Annotated in this window: 18 protein-coding genes; 6 read left to right on the top strand and 12 right to left on the bottom strand. The window is 49.5% G+C overall.

What is annotated here, in order from left to right; genetic code table 11:
• Window positions 1–108 precede the first annotated feature (108 nt).
• From M4J38_RS16440 to M4J38_RS16425, 4 genes are all read right to left on the bottom strand, one after another.
• Entirely contained in the window at window positions 109–1,974 is a 1,866-nt protein-coding gene (locus tag M4J38_RS16440) for a glycoside hydrolase family 13 protein (protein WP_251760891.1), read from the bottom strand.
• 3 nt (window positions 1,975–1,977) lie between these two features.
• Complete coding sequence (locus M4J38_RS16435) at window positions 1,978–3,303, bottom strand: MFS transporter (RefSeq protein WP_251760890.1); 1,326 nt, start codon at window positions 3,301–3,303, stop codon at window positions 1,978–1,980.
• A 72-nt stretch (window positions 3,304–3,375) separates the two neighbouring features.
• Window positions 3,376–4,599, bottom strand: a complete 1,224-nt coding sequence (locus M4J38_RS16430) for a sterol desaturase family protein (protein ID WP_251760889.1) — start codon at window positions 4,597–4,599, stop codon at window positions 3,376–3,378.
• A 103-nt stretch (window positions 4,600–4,702) separates the two neighbouring features.
• Window positions 4,703–6,127 carry an NAD(P)/FAD-dependent oxidoreductase gene (locus M4J38_RS16425; RefSeq protein WP_251760888.1) on the bottom strand — a complete coding sequence of 475 codons (1,425 nt, stop codon included), beginning with the start codon at window positions 6,125–6,127 and terminating at the stop codon, window positions 4,703–4,705.
• A gap of 165 nt (window positions 6,128–6,292) precedes the next feature.
• Here M4J38_RS16425 and M4J38_RS16420 point away from each other — a divergent pair, with 165 nt between their 5' ends.
• From M4J38_RS16420 to M4J38_RS16405, 4 genes are read left to right on the top strand one after another with little or no spacing between them, the layout of a single operon-like run.
• Window positions 6,293–6,877: a biliverdin-producing heme oxygenase gene (locus M4J38_RS16420; protein WP_251760887.1), complete on the top strand. Its 585-nt coding sequence runs from the start codon at window positions 6,293–6,295 to the stop codon at window positions 6,875–6,877.
• Complete coding sequence (locus tag M4J38_RS16415) at window positions 6,858–8,378, top strand: GAF domain-containing protein (protein WP_251760886.1); 1,521 nt, start codon at window positions 6,858–6,860, stop codon at window positions 8,376–8,378. Before M4J38_RS16420 ends, M4J38_RS16415 begins: the two co-directional genes overlap by 20 nt.
• Before the next feature lies 1 nt (window position 8,379).
• The gene (locus tag M4J38_RS16410; RefSeq protein WP_251760885.1) at window positions 8,380–12,516 is read left to right on the top strand and encodes a chemotaxis protein CheB; all 4,137 of its coding nucleotides are present in this window, start codon (window positions 8,380–8,382) and stop codon (window positions 12,514–12,516) included.
• A 14-nt stretch (window positions 12,517–12,530) separates the two neighbouring features.
• On the top strand, window positions 12,531–12,941 hold the full coding sequence (locus M4J38_RS16405) for a response regulator (RefSeq protein WP_251760884.1): 411 nt from the start codon (window positions 12,531–12,533) through the stop codon (window positions 12,939–12,941).
• Here the strand turns inward: M4J38_RS16405 and M4J38_RS16400 are convergent.
• From M4J38_RS16400 to M4J38_RS16375, 6 genes are all read right to left on the bottom strand, one after another.
• Window positions 12,938–13,522: a chemotaxis protein CheB gene (locus M4J38_RS16400; RefSeq protein ID WP_251760883.1), complete on the bottom strand. Its 585-nt coding sequence runs from the start codon at window positions 13,520–13,522 to the stop codon at window positions 12,938–12,940. The genes M4J38_RS16405 and M4J38_RS16400 overlap by 4 nt on opposite strands.
• Complete coding sequence (locus tag M4J38_RS16395; protein ID WP_251760882.1) at window positions 13,515–14,339, bottom strand: protein-glutamate O-methyltransferase CheR; 825 nt, start codon at window positions 14,337–14,339, stop codon at window positions 13,515–13,517. Before M4J38_RS16395 ends, M4J38_RS16400 begins: the two co-directional genes overlap by 8 nt.
• Window positions 14,340–14,344: 5 nt before the next feature.
• On the bottom strand, window positions 14,345–14,716 hold the full coding sequence (locus M4J38_RS16390) for a response regulator (RefSeq protein WP_251760881.1): 372 nt from the start codon (window positions 14,714–14,716) through the stop codon (window positions 14,345–14,347).
• Window positions 14,717–14,734: 18 nt separating this feature from the next.
• The gene (locus M4J38_RS16385) at window positions 14,735–18,331 is read right to left on the bottom strand and encodes a response regulator (RefSeq protein ID WP_251760880.1); all 3,597 of its coding nucleotides are present in this window, start codon (window positions 18,329–18,331) and stop codon (window positions 14,735–14,737) included.
• Between the two features lie 8 nt (window positions 18,332–18,339).
• Window positions 18,340–19,539: a response regulator gene (locus tag M4J38_RS16380; RefSeq protein ID WP_251760879.1), complete on the bottom strand. Its 1,200-nt coding sequence runs from the start codon at window positions 19,537–19,539 to the stop codon at window positions 18,340–18,342.
• A gap of 117 nt (window positions 19,540–19,656) precedes the next feature.
• Window positions 19,657–20,451 carry a sulfite exporter TauE/SafE family protein gene (locus M4J38_RS16375; protein WP_251760878.1) on the bottom strand — a complete coding sequence of 265 codons (795 nt, stop codon included), beginning with the start codon at window positions 20,449–20,451 and terminating at the stop codon, window positions 19,657–19,659.
• Window positions 20,452–20,574: 123 nt separating this feature from the next.
• On the opposite strand from M4J38_RS16375, the gene M4J38_RS16370 reads away from it, so the two are divergent.
• Window positions 20,575–21,888, top strand: coding sequence for a sorbosone dehydrogenase family protein (locus M4J38_RS16370; protein ID WP_251760877.1), 1,314 nt, complete (start codon window positions 20,575–20,577; stop codon window positions 21,886–21,888).
• Between the two features lie 4 nt (window positions 21,889–21,892).
• On the opposite strand, the gene namA is transcribed toward M4J38_RS16370, so the two are convergent.
• Window positions 21,893–22,951: an NADPH dehydrogenase NamA gene (gene namA / locus M4J38_RS16365; RefSeq protein ID WP_251760876.1), complete on the bottom strand. Its 1,059-nt coding sequence runs from the start codon at window positions 22,949–22,951 to the stop codon at window positions 21,893–21,895.
• 17 nt (window positions 22,952–22,968) lie between these two features.
• On the bottom strand, window positions 22,969–23,826 hold the full coding sequence (locus tag M4J38_RS16360; protein WP_251760875.1) for a pirin family protein: 858 nt from the start codon (window positions 23,824–23,826) through the stop codon (window positions 22,969–22,971).
• A 136-nt stretch (window positions 23,827–23,962) separates the two neighbouring features.
• Here M4J38_RS16360 and M4J38_RS16355 point away from each other — a divergent pair, with 136 nt between their 5' ends.
• A complete protein-coding gene (locus tag M4J38_RS16355) occupies window positions 23,963–25,744 on the top strand; it encodes a hypothetical protein (protein ID WP_251760874.1) in 1,782 nt (593 codons plus the stop codon).
• The last annotated feature ends 446 nt before the right edge of the window (window positions 25,745–26,190 follow it).

Raw genomic sequence — 26,190 nt, 5'->3', positions numbered from 1 at the left:
GCACAAACATCGGTGGTTTGTGAACACCTGCCGGCAGAACACAAATTTACACCTCCAGTACCATGCCAGACAATAGGTGTTTTAACGGTAAGTAAGGGAGAAAATAACCTAGCGGAGTTCGATCACCAGGGTTTCGAATGGCGCGAGAGAAAGCTTATCCAATGCAACAGTAGCACCTGAAAGCACCTCCAGGCCTGTTTTGTGTGCCCCTATCCTTTCTGAAAAACGCGCTGTGGAAAGGTCAACCTTGTTCTTTCCTGTATTCGCAGCAATCATCACAGTTTTGTTTTCATCGTACCTAAAATACACGTACACGCCATTTTCCGGCACATACTGCATTAGTTTTCCATGCTGCAGCGCGGGTGTTCGTTTCCGGTAACCGGCGAGCTTTCTTACCAATTCAAAAGCGCTGTTCTCTGCCTGCGTTCTGCCTTCTTTCCTGAATTTATCCACCTTATCGTTCTTCCAGCCACCTGGAAAATCTTCCCGAACGGCGTCGTCTGAAGGATTTTTAAAGTTCTTCATCAGAATTTCCGTGCCATAATACAATTGCGGTATACCGCGCAGGGTAAGCAACCAGGTAATGCCCATTTTATATTTGGCGGAATCCTCACCAATTACGGAAACGAAACGATCGAGATCGTGGTTATCGAGGTGCAGACAGTGCTTATAAGGATCTTCATAGAGAAAATCCTGTGCGAGCGTGGTGTACAATTTAGTGAGCCCTTCGGTCCATGCATCGGGTTGATTAAGTGCGCTCATCATGGCGAAATATACCTGAAAATCCGTTGCGCCCGGCAGGTTAGAAGAAAAAGAAATGCCTTTCATTTTATTCTTCGTAAAAAAAGCCTGGTTGGGCACGCCATGCACCCATGTTTCGCCGAAAAGCCCCAGTTGCGGGTATTCGTTCAGCAATTCGGCATTGCAACGGTTCATAAATTCCAGGTCGTTGTAAGCATAGGTATCAATGCGCCAGCCATCCAGCCCGAACATTTCGGTGCTCCATATCGCGTGCTGGATAAGGAATTCAGCCAGGTAAGGATTTTTCTGGTTGAGGTCGGGAAGATTGTGGGTGAACCAGCCATCACTCATGGTGCGGGCATCTTCTTTTGACGCATAAGGATCCATCAGCGTCTGGTCCTTGTACGACGTATTTCTGTAAGGCGACCATTGGTGGATCCAGTCTTTCATGGGCAGGTCAAGAATGAACCAGTGCGTATAACCCACATGGTTATACACGGCATCCTGGATCAGTTTCATGCCTTTTTTATGAACAGCGTCAGCCAGTTCAAGGTATGCCTTGTTCCCGCCTATCCTGCGGTCCACAGTATAATGATCCGTGAACCAGTAGCCATGAAACCCACTGAGTGGGCGTCCCCCTTCTTCTTTAGCGGGCATATCGTTCTCAATCACCGGGTTGAGCCAAAGTGCGGTAACACCAAGATCGTCCAGGTAATCCAGTTTTTGCTGAATGCCTTTGAGGTCGCCGCCATGTCGGGCAGAAGGAATGGCGCGGTTACAAACCGTATCGTACATACCCGGAACAACATCATTGGAAGGATCCCCGTTGCTGAAACGGTCGGGCAAAACGAGGTAAATAAAATCCGATGCGTCCACGCCTCTGATACGCGTTTTACCATTGCCCGGATCGCGGGGCATCAGCGTATAAGGAACAGTCACATGTTTTCCGCCTGCCATCATTTTAATGGGAAAGGTACCGGGCTTCACGTTCTTATCAAGTACCAGGTCAATTACCAGGTAATGCGGATTCTCCAGCAAGGTGATTTTTTTCACCTGAACCCCGGGGTATTTCACCTGTACATTTTTGGGTGAAAGCACCGTATCGGCATGAACAAGTAACTGAAGCGAACCCCGCTTCATACCTACCCACCAGTTGGTGGGATATACGTCGGGCATTTGCGCGAAACAAAAACTGGCATGGAGCAGCAGCAGGGCGATCAGTATCTTTTTCATCTGTTATTGTTCAAGTGGAAGTTTAACTTTTTTGCCATCCGCGACAGCAAGGCAGAACAGGCCGGAAAGTATCATGGATACGCCGCCGATCACTAATGCGAAGATGGACGAACTGTCGAAGAATGTTTCCAGCAGGAAACCGAGTATACCCGCGGCCACAATCTGAGGGATCACAATAAAGAAATTAAACACCCCCATAAAGTACCCCATTCTTTCCGGCGGAAGCGAGCCGGCCAGCATGGCGTAGGGAATGGATAAAATACTCGCCCATGCGATACCTACACCGATCATGGACACCAGCAACATATTGGGATCTGAAATAAAATAGATGGAAATTAAGCCGATGCCCCCAGCCATGAGGCAAAACAGATGGGTGAGCTTCCTGCTTGTACGTTTCACCAGCCAGGGCAGCGCCAGCGCAAAAACCGCCGCCACGCCATTGTATACGGCAAAACAAACGCCTACCCAATCCGCGCCTTCATTGTACAAAGCAGAAGTGGTATCCGTTGTTCCATATACATGGCTCGTCATTGCTCTCGTCGTATAAATCCACATCGCGAACAACGCGAACCAGGAAAAGAACTGCACCACCGCAAGTTGCAGCATGGTCTTAGGCATCTGGAAAATCCCTTGAAACGACTCCTTCAGGCCACTGAAAACCGAAGCCTTCCTGTTCTCCTCTTTCAATTGTTCCAGGTTCTCCGGCGGGTATTCCTTCGTGGTGAATACGGTGTACATCACGGCGCCCAGGAATGCCAGGGCCCCCAGGTAAAACGACCACTTTACGGAATCGGAAATCTCACCTTCTGGTGCAGTGTTTTTTACACCGAAATAATTCGTGAAAATATACGGCAGCATGGAAGCGATGACCGCGCCAGTACCTATAAAAAAACTCTGCATCGCGAAGCCGGAAGTGCGTTGCTCATCCGGCAACAGATCACCTACAAATGCGCGGAAAGGCTCCATGGAAATATTGATGGAAGCATCCAGCAGCCACAACAATCCCGCGGCCATCCAGAGTTCGGAGGAATTGGGCATCAGTATCAGACCAATGCTGGCAAGGATGGCCCCTACGAGGAAGAAAGGCCTTCTGCGTCCCAGCTTCGGATGCCAGGTTCGGTCACTATAATAGCCTATGATGGGCTGTACCAGCAAACCCGTTACCGGGGCGGCGAGCCATAGAATCGCGAGTTTACTTTCCTCGGCGCCGAGTTTTTCGAAGATGCGTGACACGTTCGCGTTCTGAAGGGCAAATCCAAACTGGATACCAAGGAAACCGAAACTCATGTTGAATACCTGGGAGAATGCAAGCCGGGGTTTGTGGTGCATGGCAATCGTTATTTCTCCCGAAAGATAGGAATAATATGTAAAATATACACATTGTTGAAAATGTTTTGTCTGCTACGTTACCCGGTGGTTATACAGCAGCCTGAGATAGTATTTCCAGGAAGTTTCGTAGAAGCAGCACAGCACCAACGCAATGGCCATCAAAATACCGCCCAGCCACATATTGGGGAAAGTATATAATACAACAATCACACAAAGCAGCCACCTGGCAAACTCCAGGTGAAACACCCAGATCCGCTGTTCCATAATGGCCCCGCAATTAATGAGGGTAACCAGGATCAGCAATACAAACATAAACTGCAACATACCAGAAAGCTGGTGTTCATACAATATGGTCAGGAAGCTGAGGGGAAACATCAGCACCATTTGCCAAACCACATACTGGTTTAGTTTTCCTTTTATATCCGGGCTGTCGTGTTTACTGATTCTGAAGAAATTTTCGGAACGCGTACGTGCATAGTCAGGTATAAGGTCAGGCTTACCGAGCAATAGGGCCATTTTCTTCTTCCAGCCTTTCACAGTGCGCATGGCCACAACAATTTCCGCCCAGAAATGGAAATGTTGCCACAAAAAACTATAACTGTTGAGCGGCCTGGTAAGACCGTATCTGATCTCTACGTCTTTTTCTTCCTGGAAAGTGCCAAAAAGTTTATCCCATATGATCAGCACATCTCCATAATTTTTGTCAAGATATTCCTCGTTGCTGGCGTGGTGAACCCGGTGGTGCGAAGGTGTCACAAATATATATTCCAGCACGCCAAGTTTCCCGATCAGTTGGGTGTGAATAAAAAATGGATACAACCCATGCATTAGCAATATGCTGGTAATCATTTCCGCAGGAAAACCCATTAAGGGGAGAACGGCCCAGAAACCAGTGCGGATAAAGGCCTGGAATACGGTGATCCTTGCAGAAACCGTATAATTAAAGTCCTCGCTCTGGTGGTGCACCACATGCGCCGCCCAGAAAAGGCTCACCTCATGCGCCAGTCGGTGGTACCAGTACCAGATAAAATCCGTGCATATAAATAAGATCACCCACATCACCACCCCGCCACGTATGGAAAAGAATCCGAAATGCTCCTGGATATAACGGTATACAAAATAGAAAGCTCCGGTTACCAACACGTCCAGGAGACGCTCAGCAATGCCTATACTCACATTCGCGATGGAATTATGGAGATTGAATACTTTTTTGTTCCGGCGCCGCGCCACGGCATATTCAAGTACCATGAACAGCAGGAAGAAGGGAATAGCAAAAGCAAGGAGGTTCAACTTCATAGCATCTGTTGTAACACTTAAAAGTCTACAATATTAGTGAACTAAAAAAAGTAAACCAAATAAAAGTCTATAAAAACAATAGACTTTTTAGCATGGATAGCATTTAGTTGAAAACATCCTTCAAGGCCACCTTAGCCGCATGATACCCACACATACCGTGTACCCCGCCGCCCGGAGGTGTGGAAGAAGAGCAGATGTACAATCCTTTTTTACTCGTTTTATAAGGCGAGCGCCGCAGGGCCGGCCGGGTGAACAACTGACCGATATCGATAATTCCCCCATTAATGTCTCCGCCCACGTAGTTTGGATTGTAGGCTTCCATTTGCATGGCGTTCATGGTGTGACGGGCAAGGATTCTGTCTTTAAACCCCGGGGCGAAACGTTCCACCTGCGCTTCAATAATCGCGGTCATATCTTTTGTAGAACCGTTGGGCACATGGCAATAGGCCCAGGCCACCTGCTTTCCTTCTGGTGCGCGGGTGAGGTCGAATACACTTTGCTGGGCCAGGAGCACGTAAGGTTTTTCAGGATGCCCGCCTTCCGAGGCCAGTTTTTCCCCGGCTTCAATTTCACGGAAGGTATTGCCGATATGAATGGTGCCCGCTTTCCGGCAATTTTCGTCTTTAAAAGGTATGGGGCCATCCAGCGCCCAGTCTACTTTAAACACCCCCATCCCATAGCGGTAGCGCTCCAACTGCCATTTGTAGAGGGGCGAAAAAGTATGTCCGGCAATTTGCAGCAGTTGTTTGGGGGTAACATCGAACAATATGGCGTGCGCGGATGGCAGTTGCGAAAGACTTGTTACATACAATCCTGTTTCCACTTTTCCGCCGAGTTCAAGAAAATACTTTAGCAATGCATCTGCTATCGATTGAGAACCGCCTACCGGTACCGGCCAGCCGGAAGTGTGTCCTGCCGTCATCAATACCAGTCCGATCGCAGCTGTCGTAAGATTGGAAAGCGGTTGTATGGAATGTGCGGCCATGCCCGCCCAAAGTCCTTTCGCACGTTCGGTTTGGAAACGGCCGGCGAACTGTTTGGCCGACAGCAGCGCGTTCAGTCCGAAGCCAGCATATTTAAGTGGATGCGCAGGCATTTTAAGCGGACCTAGAATATCATTGATCAGCAAAGGGAAATTTTCAGCGAGGGGAGCGAAAGTTTTTCGGTAAAAGGCGGCGTCTTCCCCGAGTGCAGCAGCGGTTTCTTCAATGGAGTGTTTGAGAAAAGCCGCGGGTTCGTGATCAAAAGGATGCGCCGCTGCGATTTCCGGCTGCACCAATTGCAGGCCAAGCTTGTCAAATGGAATGGTTTTGAAAAAAGGCGAAAGTCCGGCCATAGGATGAATGGCGGAGCACACATCGTGGCGGAAGCCGGGCAGGGTAAATTCAGCTGTTCTCATCCCGCCCCCTATCTCCTTTTTGGCTTCCACCAGCAACACATTTTTCCCTTCACGCTGTAAGGTGATCGCCGCCGCCAGTCCGTTGGGACCTGATCCCACCACCACCGCATCAAAATCCATTTTATGCATCCTGTTGATTTTAATCTACAAGTGAAAATAAAACGTTAGCCGTTGTTTTCATATTTTTTCTTTTCATGGCAGTTGCATACTCCGATATTTTACAAAAGCGGAAAATTTTAGCGGAATTAGCACTGCGCTGGAAGTTCCATTTACAAGTTTATATATCTTTACTTTATGTCGTTAAACTTAGAAACGGATCTCACTTCAGCCCTTAAATCTTTTACTAAAATACCACATGCCTCAATAGAGAAAAATCTACTTCGCCACCTGAGGAATATCAGCTGTAATGCAGACTACATCAGTATTCTACGATTGATGTATGGTTATTACCATCCCCTTGAAAACAAGATAGAAGCTGTACTGGGCAGGGAAGAATCTTCCAGGAAAGCCGCATGGATATTAAAGGATCTGGACATTTTGGGGAACAGATTCCACAACACCCCTTTGTGTATTGAACTTCCTGTTATAACTGATGAAGCAGAAGCCCTGGGTGCGCTTTATGTATTGGAAGGTTCAACGCTGGGTGGTGTGCATATCGCGCAAATGATTGCTAAAAAAATACCCGGAAACCCCGGGTTACCACTCGCCTTTTTTGAAGGATACGGAGCGGATACCCTGGACCGGTGGAAGCGATTTTGCTCGGTGCTGAATGAAAAAAACTTTTCTCCGCGGGAAAAGGAAAAGGCGTTGACAACCGCGGGCCAGACATTTGTGTTATTTGAAAAATGGATAAGGGAAAATGAACCAGGAACAGTTTAGCAAATATGACTCGGAATTCTGTGGAAGTGTTCCCATCCACCTCATCAACGTAATACAACCTTACGGGGTATTGCTGGTGGTGGACATCAACAGCCTTTCCATCATCCAGGTGAGTGAAAACACCTTCCCGCTTTTCGGTGTCTCGGCCATCAACATGGTGGAGAAAAAACTTTCGGAGTTCATCAGCGACAAAGAAATAACGGAGCTGAAAACACACCTTTCCGAAGGCGTTACGGAAAAGCTCCCTTTATTGTGGGAACTGAACGGTGAACGCTATACGCTGATAGCGCACCGGAAAAACAACTGCTTCATCCTGGAGATAGAGAACCTTCCCTCCGGTGGAGGTGAAGATGCGCACTTTGTACGGGTGTTCAGGAAAATCAAAAACGCCATGTCCAACATAGAAGCTGCCGTTTCCACAGAGGCGGCATGTACCGTGGCGGCGGCAGAACTGAAAAAGGTTTCGGGTTTCGATAAAGTGATGATTTACCGGTTTGATGAAGACTGGAACGGGCACGTACTGGCGGAGGCCATGGAAGAAGGAATGGAATCGTATATCGGCTTCACCTTCCCCGCTTCCGATATTCCCAAACAGGCCAGGGACCTGTATCTATCCAACCCGTACCGGTATATTCCCAACCGTGAATACGCTCCGGTAAGGTTGTACCCCGTTATCAACCCCGCTACGGCGACATTCATAGACTTATCAGATTGTAATATCAGAGGGGTAAGTAAGGTGCACCTGGAATACCTGGGCAACATGCGCGTGAATGCTTCCATGAGTACACGTATTCTTTTCAATGGTAAACTCTGGGGGCTCATCGCCTGCCACCACCGCACCGCACGCACCATGAACTATACCATGTGCGCCGTTTTCGAACTGTTATCTGGCATCATCTCGAATAAGATCACTTCTTTGTATAACCGTGAACGTTTGACCAAGGAGGAAAAAGTACACCAGGTGTACAATACCATGGTGGAAGCCCTCTTCAAAACGGGCGACGTACCGGGCAGTTTACTCTTTGGCGCCAAAACCGTCCTCGATCTTTTTTCCGCATCCGGCGCGATACTGTATTTCGGTAACCGGTCTTACAGCGTTGGCACCGTTCCGCCACCGGAAGAAACGGACGACCTCCTGCTTTGGCTGCATACCCGGAAGTTGCGCGCCACCTTGCCCGTTGCCGCACTTTCAGTGGAATACGACAGGGCTGAGCTTTTCCAGGATATAGCCAGTGGCTTGCTGGCCCTTCCATTGAATACGCAGCGGGATGAATACCTTCTGCTCTTCCGGCCGGAAACCGTGCAAACCATCAACTGGGGCGGAAACCCGGAGGAAAGGATTTTCTTTGAAAAAGACATGAGAACCTACCATCCGCGGTATTCCTTCAAACTATGGCAGGAAAATGTAACGGGCGTATCGCTGCCCTGGGAAGATGTAGAACTCAATATAGCCGAAAGTCTGAGAAGCTTAATATTCCAGTATAATGCTGAAAACCCATGATATGAAGACATCCTCCAGAACACAGCAGGAACAGTATATCGTGGCGATCGGCGCTTCAGCCGGCGGCCTGGAGGCCATCCATGAATTCTTCGACAATATGCCGAACGGCACCGGCATTTCCTTTGTGATCATCCAGCACCTTTCTTCCGATCACAAGAGCCTGCTCGTCGAACTTGTGGCGCGTCATACCCATATGCAGGTGTTTGAAGCGAAAGACAATGTGGAACTGAACGGCAATTGCGTTTATGTGATCCCCAACAATAAGCTGATCACGGTTAAAGGGAACAAATTAAAACTCGAAGAAAAGCGTGGCGACAAATCCCCGAACAACGCGGTGGACGTATTCTTTCAATCGCTCGCCAAGGAGAAAAAACAACGGGCCATCGCGGTCATTCTTTCAGGCACCGGTTCCGATGGCACCAGGGGCATTGAATCGGTTAAACGCGGTGGTGGCGTGGTTTTGGTGCAGGAGCCCGACTCCGCCAAGTTCAACGGCATGCCCAACAGCGCCGTACAATCCGGCTATGTGGACCATGTGCTGCCCGTGCAGGAAATGCCCGCGGAAATCATCGTGCACAGCAAACAACAATGGTTGCATTCTGCAGAAGAAGAAATCCTGGATGAAGCCGTGTTACCGAAAATATTCGACCTGATCCACCAGGCGGCGGGCAATGATTTCCATTATTATAAAACACCCACCATCGTGCGGCGCATCCTGCGCCGGATGGCGAAACACAATATAGGAACGGCCGCGGATTACCTGCGGAAACTGGAAAACGATCCTGAGGAATGTATGGCGCTGGGCAAAGATTTCCTGATAGGCGTAACGCGGTTTTTCCGCGACAAAGAAGCTTTTGAACTACTCAAAAATAAATTCATCGCCCCTCTCCTGACCGACAAAGAAGATGGCGACACCGTTAAGGTATGGATCAGCGCCTGCAGCACCGGCGAGGAAGCCTATTCCATTGGGATTCTGTTGAACGAAGTGGCACGGGAACAGCAAAAACACCTCGACATTAAACTCTTCGCTTCCGACCTGGAAGAGGCCAATATTGCCATCGCCTCAAAAGGGGCCTATCCGGAAGCCGCGTTCCAGGAGATGGATTCCACCCTTCGTGACACCTGGTTCCAGCGCAGGGAGAACGGGTTCGTGGTAACCCCGCAACTCCGTAAACAGGTGGTGTTCGCGAAACACAACATCATCAGCGACGCGCCCTTCATTAAGAATGACCTGGTTTGTTGCAGAAACATGCTCATCTACATGAACCCGGCGCTGCAACAGAAAGTGTTGTCTACACTGGTGTACGCGGTAAAAAGCGGTGGCTGTGTTTTCCTTGGTCCAAGCGAAAATGTGGGCGCCATGAAAAAGCACCTGGAGGACATTAGTGAGAAATGGAAAATTTACCGCAAAACCAGTGAAACTACTTTCAACAGCCAGCATCTGTCGTTTATAGCGGCACAGGCGCCTAAAGATATTCCCCGCAGGGAGGATAAGCAACCGGCTGCCGCAAGGCAACCTGTGCTGCAGGAAGAAGTTTTCAGGTTGTTGAGTGAAGAAATAAAAACGGTCTCCTTCTTTGTAGACGACCAGTTCAATATAGCAGAGACCCTTGGCGATTATGGCCAGTTCCTTTCCATGCCCAGGAACAGCCTTAACCTGAACCTCCTGCGCATGGTGCCTTCCGAAGTATCTTTTCTGATCAGCACGGAAACCCGGAAAGCGATCCGGGAAAAGAAGAAAATCGTGATCGCGCCCTTCCATTTCAACAGAAACGGGCAACCGCTTTTGTGGAAGATCGTCATTAAACCCGTGGCGGCACAGGTACTCATCACCATTATTGAACAGGAAATTCAGGATGCTGAAGGACACGTTCCCCCTCCCCTCGTGCTGAATGAGGGCTTTGCCGACAACTACGCGCTGGCGCTGGAAAACGAATTGAGTGAGGCCCGGAAAACCTTGCAGGAAACGGTGGAGAACCTGGAAACCGCCAACGAGGAATTGCAAAGCTCCAATGAAGAACTGCTTTCGGCCAATGAAGAGTTGCAAAGTTCTAATGAGGAACTGCAATCGCTGAACGAAGAACTGCATACGCTGAACGCGGAACACCAACTGAAGATTAAGGAACTGATAGAACTGAACGATGACCTGGACAACTATTTCAGGAGTACCGACATCGCGCAGATATTCCTCGACCAACAGCTCAATATCAGAAAATTCAATCCTGCGGCACTGCAAGTGGTCAACCTGATAGAAGCTGACAACGGGAGGCCATTTACCCATATTTCCCACAACATCCGTTACGATAAACTGAACAGCGATCTGGATGACGTGCTCCGGAACAATTCCCTGGTAGAGAAAGAAATCGCGTTGCAGAACGGCAAACAAATGCTGATGCGCATCATGCCTTATCTCCGGCATGATAAAAAGAACGGTGGCCTTATCCTGAGTTTCGTAGACATCACCGCCATCACGCACCTGAACAATATCGTTAAAGGGGTATTCAATTCCAGCAGAAGCGCCATTCTTGCCTTTAAATCCGTAAGGGACAACCAACATGTGATTACCGACTTCCAGCTGCTCACCGCCAATGACTCCGCCCACAAAATGCTGCACAGCAATGCAGACACGAAAGCGCCGCAACTCCTGAACAAACATTTCCCGCTGCTACAGGAAAACGGACTGTTCCAGCAACTCAGGAAAGTGGTGCAGGAAGATACTTTCTGGCATGGCGATGTTTTTGCCGCGTCCAAACAGAAATGGTATGAGATAACCGCCGTGAAAATGATGGATGGATTTGTGGTGAGTATTGCTGATATCAGCACGAAAAAATCAGCGGAACAAAAACTGAAACAGCATTATACGGAACTGATCGCCACCAAGGATAAACTCAAACAAGCCAACAACGAGCTTGAATCAAAAGTGGCCGAAAGAACCAGGGCGCTCTCCGAAAGTGAAGAACGTTTCCGCCTGGTAGCCAGGGCTACGAACGACGCACTCTGGGACTGGAACCTGGTCACCAACGAAAACTGGTGGAACGAAACTTTCTATACCAAATTCGGCTTCACGCCATCAGAAGAGCACACAACAAGAAAATCATGGACGGAGCGCATACACCCCGCCGACAGATCAGCTGTTGAAAGCGGTATCATGAGCGCTATCAACAGCAATCAACCGCAATGGACACAGGAATACCGTTTCCGGAAAGAAAACGGCGAATACGCCAATATACTCGACCGCGGCTATATTCTACACGATGAACAGGGAACACCGTTCCGGATGCTCGGCTCCATGTTCGACATCACCGAAATCAAAAAAGCCGAACAGAAAATCGCGGGGATGAACGAAGAACTGGAGAGAAAAGTCAAGGAAAGAACGCGTGACCTGCGTGTACTGAACCAGGCGCTGGAAATCAGCAACAACGACCTGCAACAGTTCGCCTCCGTAGCATCGCACGACCTGCAGGAACCCCTCCGGAAAATCCAGATGTTCGCCAATATGCTTCAAGACGAATTCCGGAACAACCTGAACGCGCGTTTCAGCAACTACCTCGATAAAATCATCATTTCTTCCGACAGAATGAAAGCCCTGATACAGGATATCCTGAGTTATTCCAGGCTCTCCGCTGGCAATGACGCCTTTCAGTTGTCGGACGTAAATGATATAATTACCGGCATCCTGGATGATTTCGAATTGTCCATAAAGGAGAAGAGCGCCACTGTGGAAATAAGCCCCCTCCCGAAGCTGGAAATTATCCCCGGACAAATAAGGCAGGTGTTCCACAACCTCATTAGTAACGCATTAAAATTCATTCACCCTAAGCGACCGCCCGTCATCAGCATCAGTTCGGAACATATTGAAAACAAATCGTTTGACGCGCCTTCATCCCCCGATGGAAAATTCATTAAGATAATTTTTAAAGATAATGGCATAGGATTTGACTTGCACTCCGCAGGCAACATATTCAACCTCTTTCACCGCCTTCATTCCAAAGATAAATTTGAAGGAACAGGTATAGGTCTTGCCGTAGCTAAAAAAATCGTTGAGAAACACAACGGACTGATCACCGTACACAGCATAGAAAACGAAGGAACTACCTTTACAATAGTTTTACCCTGCAAACAGCAACTGATTGATTAATTGAAGTAAAACGTATGGACGTAAGAAAAAAAATATTGCTTGCAGACGACGACCTCGATGACCGTGAACTGTTTTCCCAGATATTGGAAGAACGTGAAGACGCGGTATTGCTGGAATCGGTAGAGAACGGCATTGAAGTGCTCGACTTTCTCAACCGATCAGCAGAAACCGGATCCCTGCCCGACCTGATTATAATAGATCACAACATGCCCCGGATGAACGGAAGGCAAACTTTGCAGGAAATTAAATCCGATGCACGATTCGCGAATATTCCTGTCGTCATTTACTCCACTTACAGTGACGACCATTTCGTGAATGGTTGCCTGGGAGAAGGTGCACTTCATGTAGCCACCAAACCCTTTCATTACAGGGAATACAAAAAAATAGTGGACAGCTTTATTGCGTTGCTCGACAAAAACAATTAACCATGCAGCAACATGTTCAGCAACTGCGTCGTTTCATGTTCGTGCATGATCTTATCTACCGGCGCATGTTGCAGAGCCTGTTTAGGCATATAGTCCACCACCGCAAAATCAGGTGATTGAACAATGGTGTACCCGCCTTTACTTTTCACCGCCTTTAATCCATCCACGCCATCCGCATTTGCGCCTGACAACAGGATCGCCGCCATGCGGCTGCCGAAAACATCCGCGGCGGATTCAAAACTAACGTCAATGCTAGGTCTACAATAATGAATTTTTTCGGAATAGTCGAGGGAGAAAGAATGATCTTTTTCAATCAGCAAATGGTAGTCTGCCGGCGCCAGGTAAACTGCGCCGGGTTTTAATGGTTCTTTTTCTTCCGCTTCTTTTACCGGGAACTTCGCTTTTTCCGTGAACAGGCTTGCCAGCACCGCATCATCGTATCTCTTGCGGTGTAACACCAATACCACCACGCCTTTAAAGCCCGGCTTCAGGGCAGGCAACATGGAAAGCAATACATCGATACTGCCCGCGGAACCTCCGATCATTACGAGGTCGCAACGTGGTATGGTTACCTTAAACAATTTTCCTCCAGATTTTTTCTTTGTTCTCGAGTTGCCGGTATTTTTTAGCGATGCTGGAAAAACGCACCGTTTCCTTTGCTCCAAGCGCCAGGAAACCCAGCGATTCAAGACTTTGGTCGAAGAGTTCCAATGCACGGTCCTGCAATTCTTTGTTGAAATAGATGAGTACGTTTCTGCAAAGAATGAGTTGGAATTCGTTGAAAGAACTATCGGACACCAGGTTATGCGTGGAAGCGATGATCTTCTGTCCCAGCAAATCGTGGAACTTTACCCGGTCGTAATGCGCGGTATAATACGAGGAGAAATCCAGCTTTCCACCCGACATGCGGTAGTTATCAGAATACTGCCGCATGGGCGTGGCGGAGAAGATGCCCGTTTTTAATTTACTAAGCGCATTGGGATTGATATCGGTCGCATACAATAATGATTTATGCAGCAGGTTCGCTTCCTTCAACATAATAGCCATGGAATAAACTTCTTCGCCCGTGGCGCAACCAGCGTGCCAGATCCGGATCAACGGATGCGTGGCCAGTACTGGCAGAACCTCTTCCCGTAAGGTTCTGTAAAAAAGCGGATCACGGAACATTTCCGTTACATTCACCGAAACTTCGGCCACGAAGCGGCGCAGGTATTCGGGATCACTTCTTAATTTGAAACGGAACTCCGCGAAACTGGGGAACCGGTCGAGCTGGAAAAGCCTGTTCATGCGGCGCTTGAGGGAAGCACGGGCATAATCGGAGAAATCGTACCCGTACATTTCCAGCAGGTCCTCCAACAACAGATCAATCTCAGCATCTTCCAATGTTTTCCCTTCCACGTTCCTTATTTTAAATGTTGTTGCAACAATTCCAACAGGGCATCCACATCTACGGGTTTGGAGATATAGGCGTCCGCGCCTGCGGCAAGACATTTCTCCCGGTCCCCCACCATGGCTTGCGCGGTAACCGCGATCACGGGAATGTGCGCGAACGCGTCATTTCCGCGAATCATGCTCAATAGTTCGTAGCCATCGATGTCGGGCATCATCATATCCAGCAATACCACGCTGATGTGCGGACCATTCTCCAGCAGCGCCAACGCTTCCCCGCCACCCGCGGCAGAGATGCAATGGAACTTTTTCGCCTTCAGTACGGCACTGAGCGCGAAGATGTTCCGGGCATCATCATCAACAATCAGGATAGTGTTAAGGTTCATGTATAGATCGGTTTACCATTAATCGTATAACCATACCCGTAATAAAGACAGCAGTTGGTCAATATCCACGGGTTTGGTGATATAGTCAGAAGCGCCTGCCTTGATGCACTTCTCGCGGTCGCCGGTCATGGCTTTCGCCGTTACGGCCAGGATAGGCAGGTTCTTATACCGCGGGTTCTTCCTGATGCGGGCGATGGATTCATAGCCATCCATTTCAGGCATCATCATATCCATCAGTATGATGTTTACATCGGGGTGTGCATCCAGTTGCTGCAGGGCCTCTTTGCCATCCACGGCGGAGATCACGCTCATGCCGTATTGCTCCAATGTTTTTGTGAGCGAGAAAATGTTTCGCACATCATCATCCGCCACCAGTACTTTTTTATTGCTCAGCACTTCGTTCAATCCGCCTAAGCGCATGTATTTTTTTTCTTCCGGACGACGGTGTTCTTCCACCATGTGCAGGAACAGTGACACTTCATCCAGGATACGCTGGTAAGAATGCGCCGTTTTCACCACGATGGAATCCGCATACTGACGGATGCGCAGCTCTTCGGAACGCGACAGGCTTTTTCCCGTGAACACGATGATGGGCAACTGTTCCAGTCCGGGCGTGCGCTTCACCTCATCCAGTGTATTGTAGGCATGCTTGTCGGGAACCCCCATATCCAGGATTACACAATCAATGTTGCGGCGCGTGAGCGCGTCGATGCTTTCGTTCACATCGGAACTGATCTCCGCGTTCACCTGGAAGGATTCCAGGAAATACGCCAGGGCCCGGGCATGTTTGGGATTCTCTTCCACAATCAGCACTTTCTTCGGATCGCGGGAAAGCACTTCTTCTATTTTACCGAATATCTCGTTGATTTTTTCAAACGCGACGGGTTTGTTGATGAAGTCCACAGCGCCGGTAAGCAGGCTCTCCCGTCTTACCGTATGCGAAGACATAATGTGCACCGGGATATGCCTGGTTTGCGGATTGTTCTTCAGTTCTTCCATCACTTCCCAACCGGATTTAACCGGCAACTGGATATCAAGCAAGATACCTCTTGGTTTGTAGGTGATGGCCAGCGGAACGGCTTCGTCGCCCCGAACGGAAAGCACCCCCTTGTATTTGTTCTTCCGCGCGTATTCCAATAGAGAAAAAGCGAAATTGGTGTCGTCTTCCACGATCAGGATCACATTATCGCCCGGGACGATCTGGTTTCTGTCGTCGGGAATAGCTTCCGGAATGGAGGGAGAAATATAGGGATCAACGGTGACTGTTTTTTGTTCCGCTTCCTGCTCCGGCTGTACTTCAGCAACCTTTTTCGGCGCTGGTGGCAGGGCCGCGGTCTGTGCTTTTTCCAGTGGTACATACACCACGAATTCGCTGCCCTGGTCCACATTGCTGTGCAATTGAATTTCGCCGCCCAGTAAGCGTGCCAGTTCACGACTGATGGACAGCCCCAGTCCGGTGCCGCCGTATTTCCTCCGGGTGGAGCCATCGGCCTGCTGGAAGGCTTCAAAAATAAGGTGCTGCTTCTCTTTGGGAATACCAATACCGGTATCCTTCACGGAGATGCCGATATAATTGCTTTCATCCGTGGGCCGGAACACATCCATGTGCACATAGCCCTGAGCGGTAAACTTCAACGCGTTGGAAAGCAGGTTACGCAGGATCTGCTCCAAACGCATTTTGTCCGTTTCCAATGCGGAAGGCACCCCTTGCTGTATGGTAAGTTTCAGTTCCAGTCCTTTTTCCTGGGCAACGGGCTCGAACAACGCGCGCATATCGCGTACAATATCAGAAACCGCTACCCTTCCATATTCCAGTTCCATTTTGCCCGATTCAATCTTGGAAAGATCCAATATCTCATCAATCAGGGACAGCAGTCCGTTACCCGCGCTCTGGATCACTTTGGCGTATTCCACATCTTCGGGAGAAAGATTGCCGTTGTTGTTCTCGGACATCAGCCTGGACAACAGCAGAATCGAATTGAGCGGCGTTCTCAACTCATGACTCATATTGGCCAGGAACTCAGATTTGTACTTGGTGCTCAGTTCCAGTTGTTCGGCCTTGGTCTGGATTTCCATGTTCCGTTCAGCGATCAGCATATTGCGTTCTTCCAGCAAACGTGACCTTTCCTCGAGTTCCTGGTTGGTTTGCATCAGTTCCTCCTGCTGTACTTTCAGTTCTTCTTCAGATGCCTGCAGTTTCTGGGCCTGGGCCTCGAGCTCAGTGTTCAGGTTCTCCAACTCACTGTGTTGCGACTGCAGTTCCTCGGCCTGCGACTGCGTTTCTTCCAACAGTTCCTGCAAGCGTTGCCTGTTTTGCGCTGAAGCGATAGCAGTGCCAAGATCTTCCGCGATTGCTTCGAGGAAGGATAAGGTTCTTTCGGAGAACGGATGAACCGAACCCAGTTCCAACACGCCTTTGATATGATAACCCTGCTTCAGCGGGACCAATACGATATTCTTCGGCTTTACATCACCGGTAGCGAAACTCACCGCTACCTGTTCTTCGGGTATGGCTTCGAGTAATATTCTTTCGCCGGTGCGCGCGGCCTGCCCCACCATGCCTTCTCCTACATGATACACGGCGCGCGAACTGTTTTCATGGTAAGCGTAACCCGCGTAAAAATGCAGGCTTTCCCTTTCCTTTACGTACAATGCACCCACCTGGCTGCCGGTATACAGCGCCACATACTCCACGATCCTGTCGGAAAGCGCTTCCAGCATTTCTTCAGCAATCATGGTATTGTTCATCTTCGCGATACCGGTTTGCACCCATTCGTTATCGGAAATCCGTTTGAAGGATGTTTCCAGCGAAGCGGCCATTTTGTTGAGGTTGCCCGCGAGTGTACCGAGGTTGTCTCCCGCAGCGTCACTTACCCGGACGGAATAATCTCCGGCGCTCACCTTGTCGGCGATGGCGCGTATGGATTCAATCCGGTCCTGTATTTCCTGGTCCTTGTCCTGAAGGGCTTTCTGTAGAATGATCCTTTGGTCGAAATCGGCTTTCACCCTTGCATAGAACATAATGGTGATGAGCAAGGCCAGTATTGCGGCCACCACGATCACCACCGGCGTGTAACCGGCGAGGCGGTTCATTTCTTTGGTGCGCTCCTGCAACAATTCCTGCTCGCGCCGTTCCATGATCTCCACTTCGGTGCGGGCGGCATCCATGTATTCTTTCCCTTTTCTGAGGTCATCCACCGAAACGGTTACCCCATTTTTTTTATTCCGGATCAGTTGCTCCAGCATTTTCATCCTGCTTTTCACCAGGCCGGCCAACGCTTCCACGCTTTGTTGCTGCAACGGGTTGTCGCTGGTGGTTACGCGTACCTCATCCAACTGGTTCAGCAATTGATCGTAAGTGCCTTTAAAAGGTTCCAGAAAAGTTTCCTCTCCTGTAAGCAGGTAGCCGCGTTGTGCAGTTTCCGCGTCTTTCAGCACAGAAGGGATCACCTCAAGTTTTTTGATCACTTCATTGGTATGGTTCACCAGGCGCGCGCTTTCGAGCAGGTTGGTGATGCTGAGGTAAGAAGCAATAGAGCTCACGATGAGCAGCAGCAGTGAAAGGCCAAAACCGATGAGTAAGTTGCGCTGAAAAGTAGCTTTTGCGAATTGCATATACTGGTTTAGTTGCGTTTTTGGGATAATGGCAGGATAAGGGTGAAGGTGGCACCATGGTGTTCAAGGCCATTCGCCCATACAAACCCATTGTGTTTCTCCACGATCTTCTTTACGATGGCAAGCCCGATGCCCGTTCCATCATAAGTGGCGCGAGGATTCAGCCGCTGGAAAATGGTGAATATTTTTTCGGAATAGATGTCTTCAAAACCTATCCCGTTATCCGCGATGGTAATCCGGCAGAAATCCCCGTTTTCATCCGCCGGGGCACCGGGCTCCGTTGAAGCGGTTCTTTCTCCATTAATGCTGATAACAGGAGTCCGTTCAGAATGACAGAATTTCAAGGCATTGGAAAGAATGTTCTGTAATGCCTGCCTGATTTGGCCTGGAATAGCTTCTATGGAAGGAATATCATTCAGTTTCACCTTCGCTCTTTTTTCTTCAATGGTGAGTTCAAGATCGGTGAGCACTTCGCGTACCATCGCGTTCATGTCCACTTTTTCAAATTGTCCGGAAACGGACAATCCCGAGTGCATGAGGAGGTCGTTGATAAGGTTCGACATCCGTTGGGAGGAAGAAAGTATCCTGTTCATATAAGACAGTGCCTCTTCATTGTCGCCGAGGAACTTGTCCCGCACCATATTGCTGAACACATGTATTTTCCGGAGGGGCTCCTGGAGGTCGTGAGACGCTACAGAAGCGAATTGTTGCAGGTCGTGGTTGCGCGCTTCCAGTTCGCGGTTCATCAGTTCCAGTTCCCGTGTACGGTCGGAAACCCTTTGTTCCAGGTTGGCCGCAGCCATACGGAGCGCTTCATGCGCGGCATTCAGTTGTTTAGACTGTTCGTATAACCTGTAAAAAGTTTTCACTTTCATCAGCAGGATATCCGGGTCGAATGGTTTGGTGAGGTAATCCATTCCCCCGGAAGCATATCCTTTGGTAACGAAACGCTTTTCTGTATTTACCGCGGAAAGAAAAATAATGGGAATATCACGCGCTTTGTTGATGGAGGTGATGGATTCGGCTACTTCAAAACCATCCATGCCCGGCATTTGCACGTCCAGGATAACAAGGGAGTAATCATTCTTCAATATTTTCTTCAATGCTTCTTCGCCCGAACTTGCGGTATCGGTATCGAAACGGTTCAGGTGCAGCAGGCGTTGCAGGGAGAAAATATTTTCCTGGTTGTCGTCCACAATCAGAATCATGTTTCAAATATAACCGAAGGGGGTGAATATGAAAGAAATCCGCTCATGTTCCTGCCACATTTTGCAGGCATGTTAATTGCAAAGCAGAATGAGTTCTTCCATAGAAACGCTTAGTAGCTACAGGAACAACTCCTTCAGGATAATATAACAGCCCATCACCAGCACGAACCAGCCGAATCCCTTTTTCAGTTTGTGCCCCGGAATCGTCTTCGAAAGCATCCCTCCCGTAATGATACCCGCCATGGCGATGGCAGTGATGAGCAGCAGGAATTGCCAATTCAAGGTATAATGTCCGAGATCGCCCAGGAAACCGATCAGAGAATTCACGGCTATGATGAACAACGAGGTGCCCACGGCTTCTTTCATCGACAAACGAAGGAAAATGACCAGCGCCGGAATGATGAGAAAGCCCCCGCCCGCCCCCAGGAATCCGGTCACCAATCCAATGCCGATGCCATATAGAATCAATATGCCAAAAGCGCCTTCGCTTTTTTCACCGGGCGCCCGTTCTTTCAATCCTTTACTGGTGAGCATGGAGATAGAAGCGGCCAGCATCAGGATCGCGAAAAGTACCATGGTAAGCAGGGAACGGGTAACCACGAAATCGCCGATATTGAACAATTCCTGCGGCACCAGTGGCAGCAGGAACCGGCGTGTAATAAATACCGTGAATGGGGAAACAATTCCCAGCGGCAGCGCCAGGCTGATGCTTGCGTAACCTTTGCGGTAATTGCTGTACGCTCCTGCCAGACTGGTAACGCCAACAATAAAGAGCGAATAAGAAGTGGCCAGCGTGGGATCAATATGAAAAATATACACGAGTACCGGGATCGTAAGGATTGACCCTCCGCCTCCTATGAGTCCGAGTGAAATACCTATTAAAGCCGCCGCTATATAACCCAATATTTCCATGCGCCTGAATTAGGACCCAAAAGTTGGAAAAATACCGCACTCTTTCCCAAACGAATAAACACACACCCCGTTTTACTGTACCTGCTGGCACTTTTGTTGTAAAACTCCCTGTAAAAGATTACTATGAAGTTAGCTTTTCTACACCTTGCTATTGGCTCAGCTCTTTGTTTTGCGGCCTGCAATTCAGCGCCGAAACCGGAAGAACCGGCCAACGACCTTCAATCCGCGGTGGACGTGGTGGAACTTCCCGAGCCATTCGCCACAAAATCAGCCAACAATTTCAGTAAAGTGATTGGCTGGCCAGCGGAAAAAACACCTTTCGCGCCGGAAGGCTTTACCGTAAAAAAGTTCGCGGGCGACCTGATGAATCCCCGCATGATCTATGTAGCGAAGAACGGAGATATTTTCGTGGCGGAATCCAATACAGAAGTGAAAGGTGTGAAAAAGGTGGCGGCCGAAATCAGCGGCAAAGCGAAATCCATGAAAACAGGAAACAGCGCCAACCAGATCAGGTTGCTGCGCGATAAGGATGGCGATGGTGTTGCAGAATCCTCCTCCGTTTTTTTAGCCGGTCTCAACCAGCCCTTCGGCATGCTGATCCTGGATGGTCATTTTTATGTGGCGAACACGGATGGCATCGTAAGGTATCCTTATAAAGAAGGAGATTCGGTGATCAGCGCCAAGGGTACTACAATCGCCGCGCTCCCCGCCGGAGGCTACAACAACCACTGGACGAGGAACCTCATCGCCAACGCCGACGGCTCCAAAATATATGTATCGGTGGGAAGCGCCAGCAATGTGGCCGAACATGGCATGAAGGAGGAAGAACGCCGTGCCGCTATCCTGGAAATGAATCCTGATGGCAGTGGAGAGAAAATATACGCCAGCGGTTTAAGAAATCCCGTGGGCATGGACTGGGCCCCCGGCACCAATGTGCTCTGGACCGCGGTAAACGAAAGGGATGGATTAGGAGATGAACTCGTTCCGGATTATCTGGCCGGCGTACAGCCCGGAGGATTCTACGGATGGCCGTGGTTGTATTTCGGCGACAAAGTGGATCCGCGTTTGGAAGAAGAAGCCAAAACCCTGAATAAAACGGCCCTGGTACCCGATGTAGCCCTGGGTTCACATACCGCTTCTCTCGGACTTGCCTTCTACAAAGCAGGAAACTTCCCTGAAAAATATAAGAATGGTGCATTCATAGGACAACATGGTTCCTGGAACCGCTCGCAACTGTCGGGCTACAAAGTGGTGTTTGTACCGTTCTCCAATGGAAAACCATCCGGCAATCCGGAAGATTTTCTTACGGGGTTCATTGGCGATGCCTCCAAAAGCGAGGTGTACGGAAGACCCGTTGGCGTTGCGTTTAGCGCCAATGGCGGACTCTTAGTGGCCGATGATGCCGGGAATACTATCTGGCACGTGAGCAAACAGTAAGTCCTTATTTGGCACGTGCATACTGATTGGGCCATGAAATATCGTGGCCCAATTCTTTTGCCGCTTCCAGCGGGAAATAGGGATTACGCAAAAGTTCTCTTGCCATCAGGACAATGTCCGCCGCACCCGAGGTAATGATTTCCTCCGCCTGCTGCGCACCAGTGATCAAGCCTACCGCACCGGTGGCTATCCCTGTTTCTTTCCGGATGCGTTGGGCAAAAGGAACCTGGTACCCCGGCTCTACCGTGATCTTCTGTTCGCGGCTGTTGCCGCCAGATGATACATCAATAAGATCAACACCTTTTTCCCGGAGTATTTTGCACAGGGCAACTGAATCTTCCATGTTCCAGCCATCCGGGGTCCACTCTGTGGCGGATATGCGAACGAACAATGGCAGCTGCGCGGGCCACACTGTTTGTACCGCCGTGATGATTTCCAGCAGGAAACGGATTCTGTTTTCGAAGCTGCCGCCATATTGGTCCTCCCGCTTATTGCTTGCCGGAGAAAGGAACTGGTTAATAAGGTAACCATGCGCGGCATGGAGTTCAAGTACTTCGTAACCACCAATTACAGCGCGTAAGGCCGCTTCCCTGAAACTTTGGATCATCTTATGCACTTCTTCGGTTGAAAGCGCGTGCGGAACGCGTTCTTCGGGCCTGAAGGCGATAGCCGAAGGCGCTACGGTTTCCCAGCTGCCCTGCTCCAATTCTAACTGCCGTCCACCTTCCCAGGGCACTGCTGCACTGGATTTTCTGCCCGCATGGGCCAATTGAATGCCGGGGACGGCTCCCTGTTGTTTTATGAAAGCGGTGATCTCTTTCAGTTTTTCCACCTGCGCATCGTTCCATATACCCAGACAACCATTGGAAATACGTCCATCCGCTGAAACGGCGGTCGCTTCCTGGATCACCAACCCCGCTCCGCCTACCGCGCGGCTTCCGAGGTGCACCAGGTGCCAGTTGCTGGCCAGTCCTTCCACCGCGGAATACTGGCACATGGGAGATACCGCGATCCTGTTGCGGAACGTAATGCTTTTAATGGTATAAGGTGAAAAAAGATGCATATCAGTTTGTTGTTGTATTATAAAATTTCGACCGATCCGAAGGCGCCTGCTTCATAATCTTCAAAAGCCTGCATGATTTCCTCCTGCGTATTCATCACAAAAGGACCATGGGAAACAACGGGCTCTCCCAACGGCGTGGCGTGACCGAAAATAAGGATCACTTCGTTGCCCGCTGATATATTTATTTTTTCTTCTGACAATTCAAACTCCACCAGGTCGTGCATCTCCGCCTGTTTACCATTCACTTCCACGCTACCGCGCACCACATACAGGAATATGTTCCTTCCGGCTGGCACCATGGTGGTCCACTTCGCACCTTGCTTCAACTTCACCAGAGAAAGAAATACATCGGTAAGCGGTTGTACGGCACCGTGATTCCCTTCCCATACGCCTGCGATCAGTTCCAAAGTTCCGGCGTCCTCCGGTAAAGTGAACACCGGCATCTCATCGGCCTGCACACCTTTGTAGAAGGGATCGGTCATTTTATGCTTCCGGGGCAAGTTGAGCCAGAGCTGTAATATTTCCAGCTTTCCGCCTTCTTTTTTAAACTGAGGCGAGGATACTTCCGTGTGTATCAATCCCTTCCCCGCGGTCATCCACTGGATACCACCGGAATTGATCACGCTTTTATGACCGCCATTGTCGGCGTGGGCCACATCACCATCAATGATAAAAGTGACCGTTTCCATCCCCCTGTGCGGGTGCGGGCCGAAAGGCAATCCATTGTTGTTGGACGGATATACCTGCGGGCCATGATGGTTGAGGAACAGGAATGGATCAATATATTCCACTGAGCGCGTGGGCAGCGCACGAAAAGTGATCAGGTCATGTACATGCGCCGGAAGGGCGCGGTGAATTTTCCGAATAGGTCGCATACGCAAATTTAATGTTCAAACACCATTTAAAACGCCGGAGAACTGTTAAAGGTTGAAGGAATGAAAGTACAAATTTTGAATTTCAATGCAGGAGTTTGAACTTGTAGCTCCAACTGATCATCTTAAAACTAGTTTCTTGGTAAATTATACGGATAGAATAAAAGAACTGGAAGCTGCGCGGAAGGTGCTGAAAAACAAAAAGAACCGAATTTCCCTTGCCCGTTTGGTGAGTCTGGCAGCCGCTTTCTACCTGGCATGGACTGCTTACCCGCAGGGACTCGGCTATTCGTTGTTGTTTTTCACGGTATGCTTTGGCATCTTCCTGAAACTCGTGGCCGTATCAGCGGATATCCAGCAACAGATCAAAATTCTGGACCACCTGATTTTTATCAATGAAGAAGAACTTTTAATCGCCGCGCACCAATTCCACCACCGGAAAAATGGCGCGGCGCATTTACCGGAGCAACACCCTTATGCCCACGACCTGGATCTTTTCGGCAGGGCATCCCTATTTCAATACATTCAGCGCACCAGTTCGGAGCAGGGTGATGCTTTACTCGCCGCCTGGCTGCTTGCGCCCGCCACACCGGAAGCCATAATGAACAGGCAGGGCGCGATCCGTGAACTTGCGGAAAAAACACCGTTCCGGCAGGAGCTACAGGCTTTGGGTATGCTGGACCCCATCACATTTGCTACAGAAGATAAGATCAATTCCTTCCTGCGCATACCACCTTCTGCATTTACATTGGGGGCCTGGAAATACATCCGTTTCGCAGGTCCGGCTATGATGTGCACGTTATTGGTATTACATATTTACGGCACACTTGCGGCACCCGGCTTTTACCTGTCGGTACTCATCGGTCTGCTGTTCACCGGATGGATATCCAAACAGGCGATGCCTTTCTACCTGCAGCTCAACCGTATTTCGGCAGAAATGGAAACCCTTTCCGTTACCTTGAAACATATTGAGGGAACCCAGTTCCAGCATCCCCACCTTCGTGACCTGCAACAATCCATGCAAAGCGGGAACATCCCGGCTTCCGGCGCGGTAAAGCAGTTCCGGGGCATCTTAGATAAAATGGATATCCGGTTGAATCCACTGGTGTTTATCCCACTCAACATCTTCCTGTTCTGGGACCTTCAGCAGTTGTTCGCACTGGAAAACTGGCGGCAACGGTATCCCACAGGTGTTTCCACCTGGCTGAAAGTAATCGCGGAAATGGAAGCGCTGCAATCGCTGTCTACCCTCCATGTAAACCACCCCGAATGGGCATTTCCTGAACTGGTTCCCGAACACGGCAGCTTCCTTTCCTCCCAACTCGCGCACCCGTTGATACCCGCCGGAAAGCGTGTAGCCAGCAGTTTTTCTACTGAAGGAACGCCGCATATCTCCCTCATTACCGGCTCCAATATGGCAGGCAAAAGCACCTTCCTGCGCAGCATAGGCGTAAATACAGTACTGGCCATGGCCGGAGCGCCCGTTTGCGCGGAACAACTCACGTTATCGCCCATGCGCATCATGAGCAGTATGCGCATCGCCGATAACCTGGAAGAAAGCACCTCCACTTTTTATGCTGAACTGAAGAAACTAAAGGCCATCATTACCGAAGTAAGAAAGAAAGAAAAAGTGTTCCTCCTGCTGGATGAAATACTACGCGGCACCAACTCCCACGACCGTCATACCGGCTCTGCCGCGCTCATTCACCAACTCATCAGGGAACATGCCGTTGCCGTGATCGCCACGCATGACCTGGAGCTGGCATTCATGAAAGACATTTCACCGGAGCAGCTGAGGAATTACCATTTCGATGTGCAGGTTCAGGGAGAAGAGTTGTATTTCGATTATGCGTTGAAAGAAGGGGTATGCAGGAGCATGAATGCTTCGGTGCTGATGAAGAAGATTGGGATAGAGATGTGATTTTTTTCACGCAACTGCTTTGTGCTTCGCACCTCGCAGACGCAAGGGAGCAAGGACGCAAGGGGCGGTTCAGGTGCTGCTGGTTAGGGAATGGATTTTCTAGCAACGGCGCGAAGACGCAATGCGGCTGTTTATTGACTGGAGGCTTATTTTATGGGTGATTTTTTATGTTGAAGAAGTTAAGAAAGAGATTTTTTCCTCTCGCAAAGGCGCAAAGGCGCAAAGGGCACTACCAAAATGCAAGACAGCTGGCCGCAATTAAATAAAAAGAATGCAAACCAAGATCTACGTTGCGCCTCCGCGCCGTTGCGAGAAACATAAACACCCCTCAATAGCAACTGCTCCCCAACCAACTAACGCCTTGCGTCCTTGCTCCCTTGCGTCTCGTATGTTTGTGTTGTTGTAATAATTTAGCTTAATCAATGTGAAAAGTCAGGGAACCCAAA

The organism is Parasegetibacter sp. NRK P23, assembly GCF_023721715.1.
In the GTDB taxonomy this organism is placed as follows: Bacteria; Bacteroidota; Bacteroidia; order Chitinophagales; family Chitinophagaceae; genus Parasegetibacter.
This window is presented reverse-complemented; position numbering and strand designations above follow the sequence as displayed.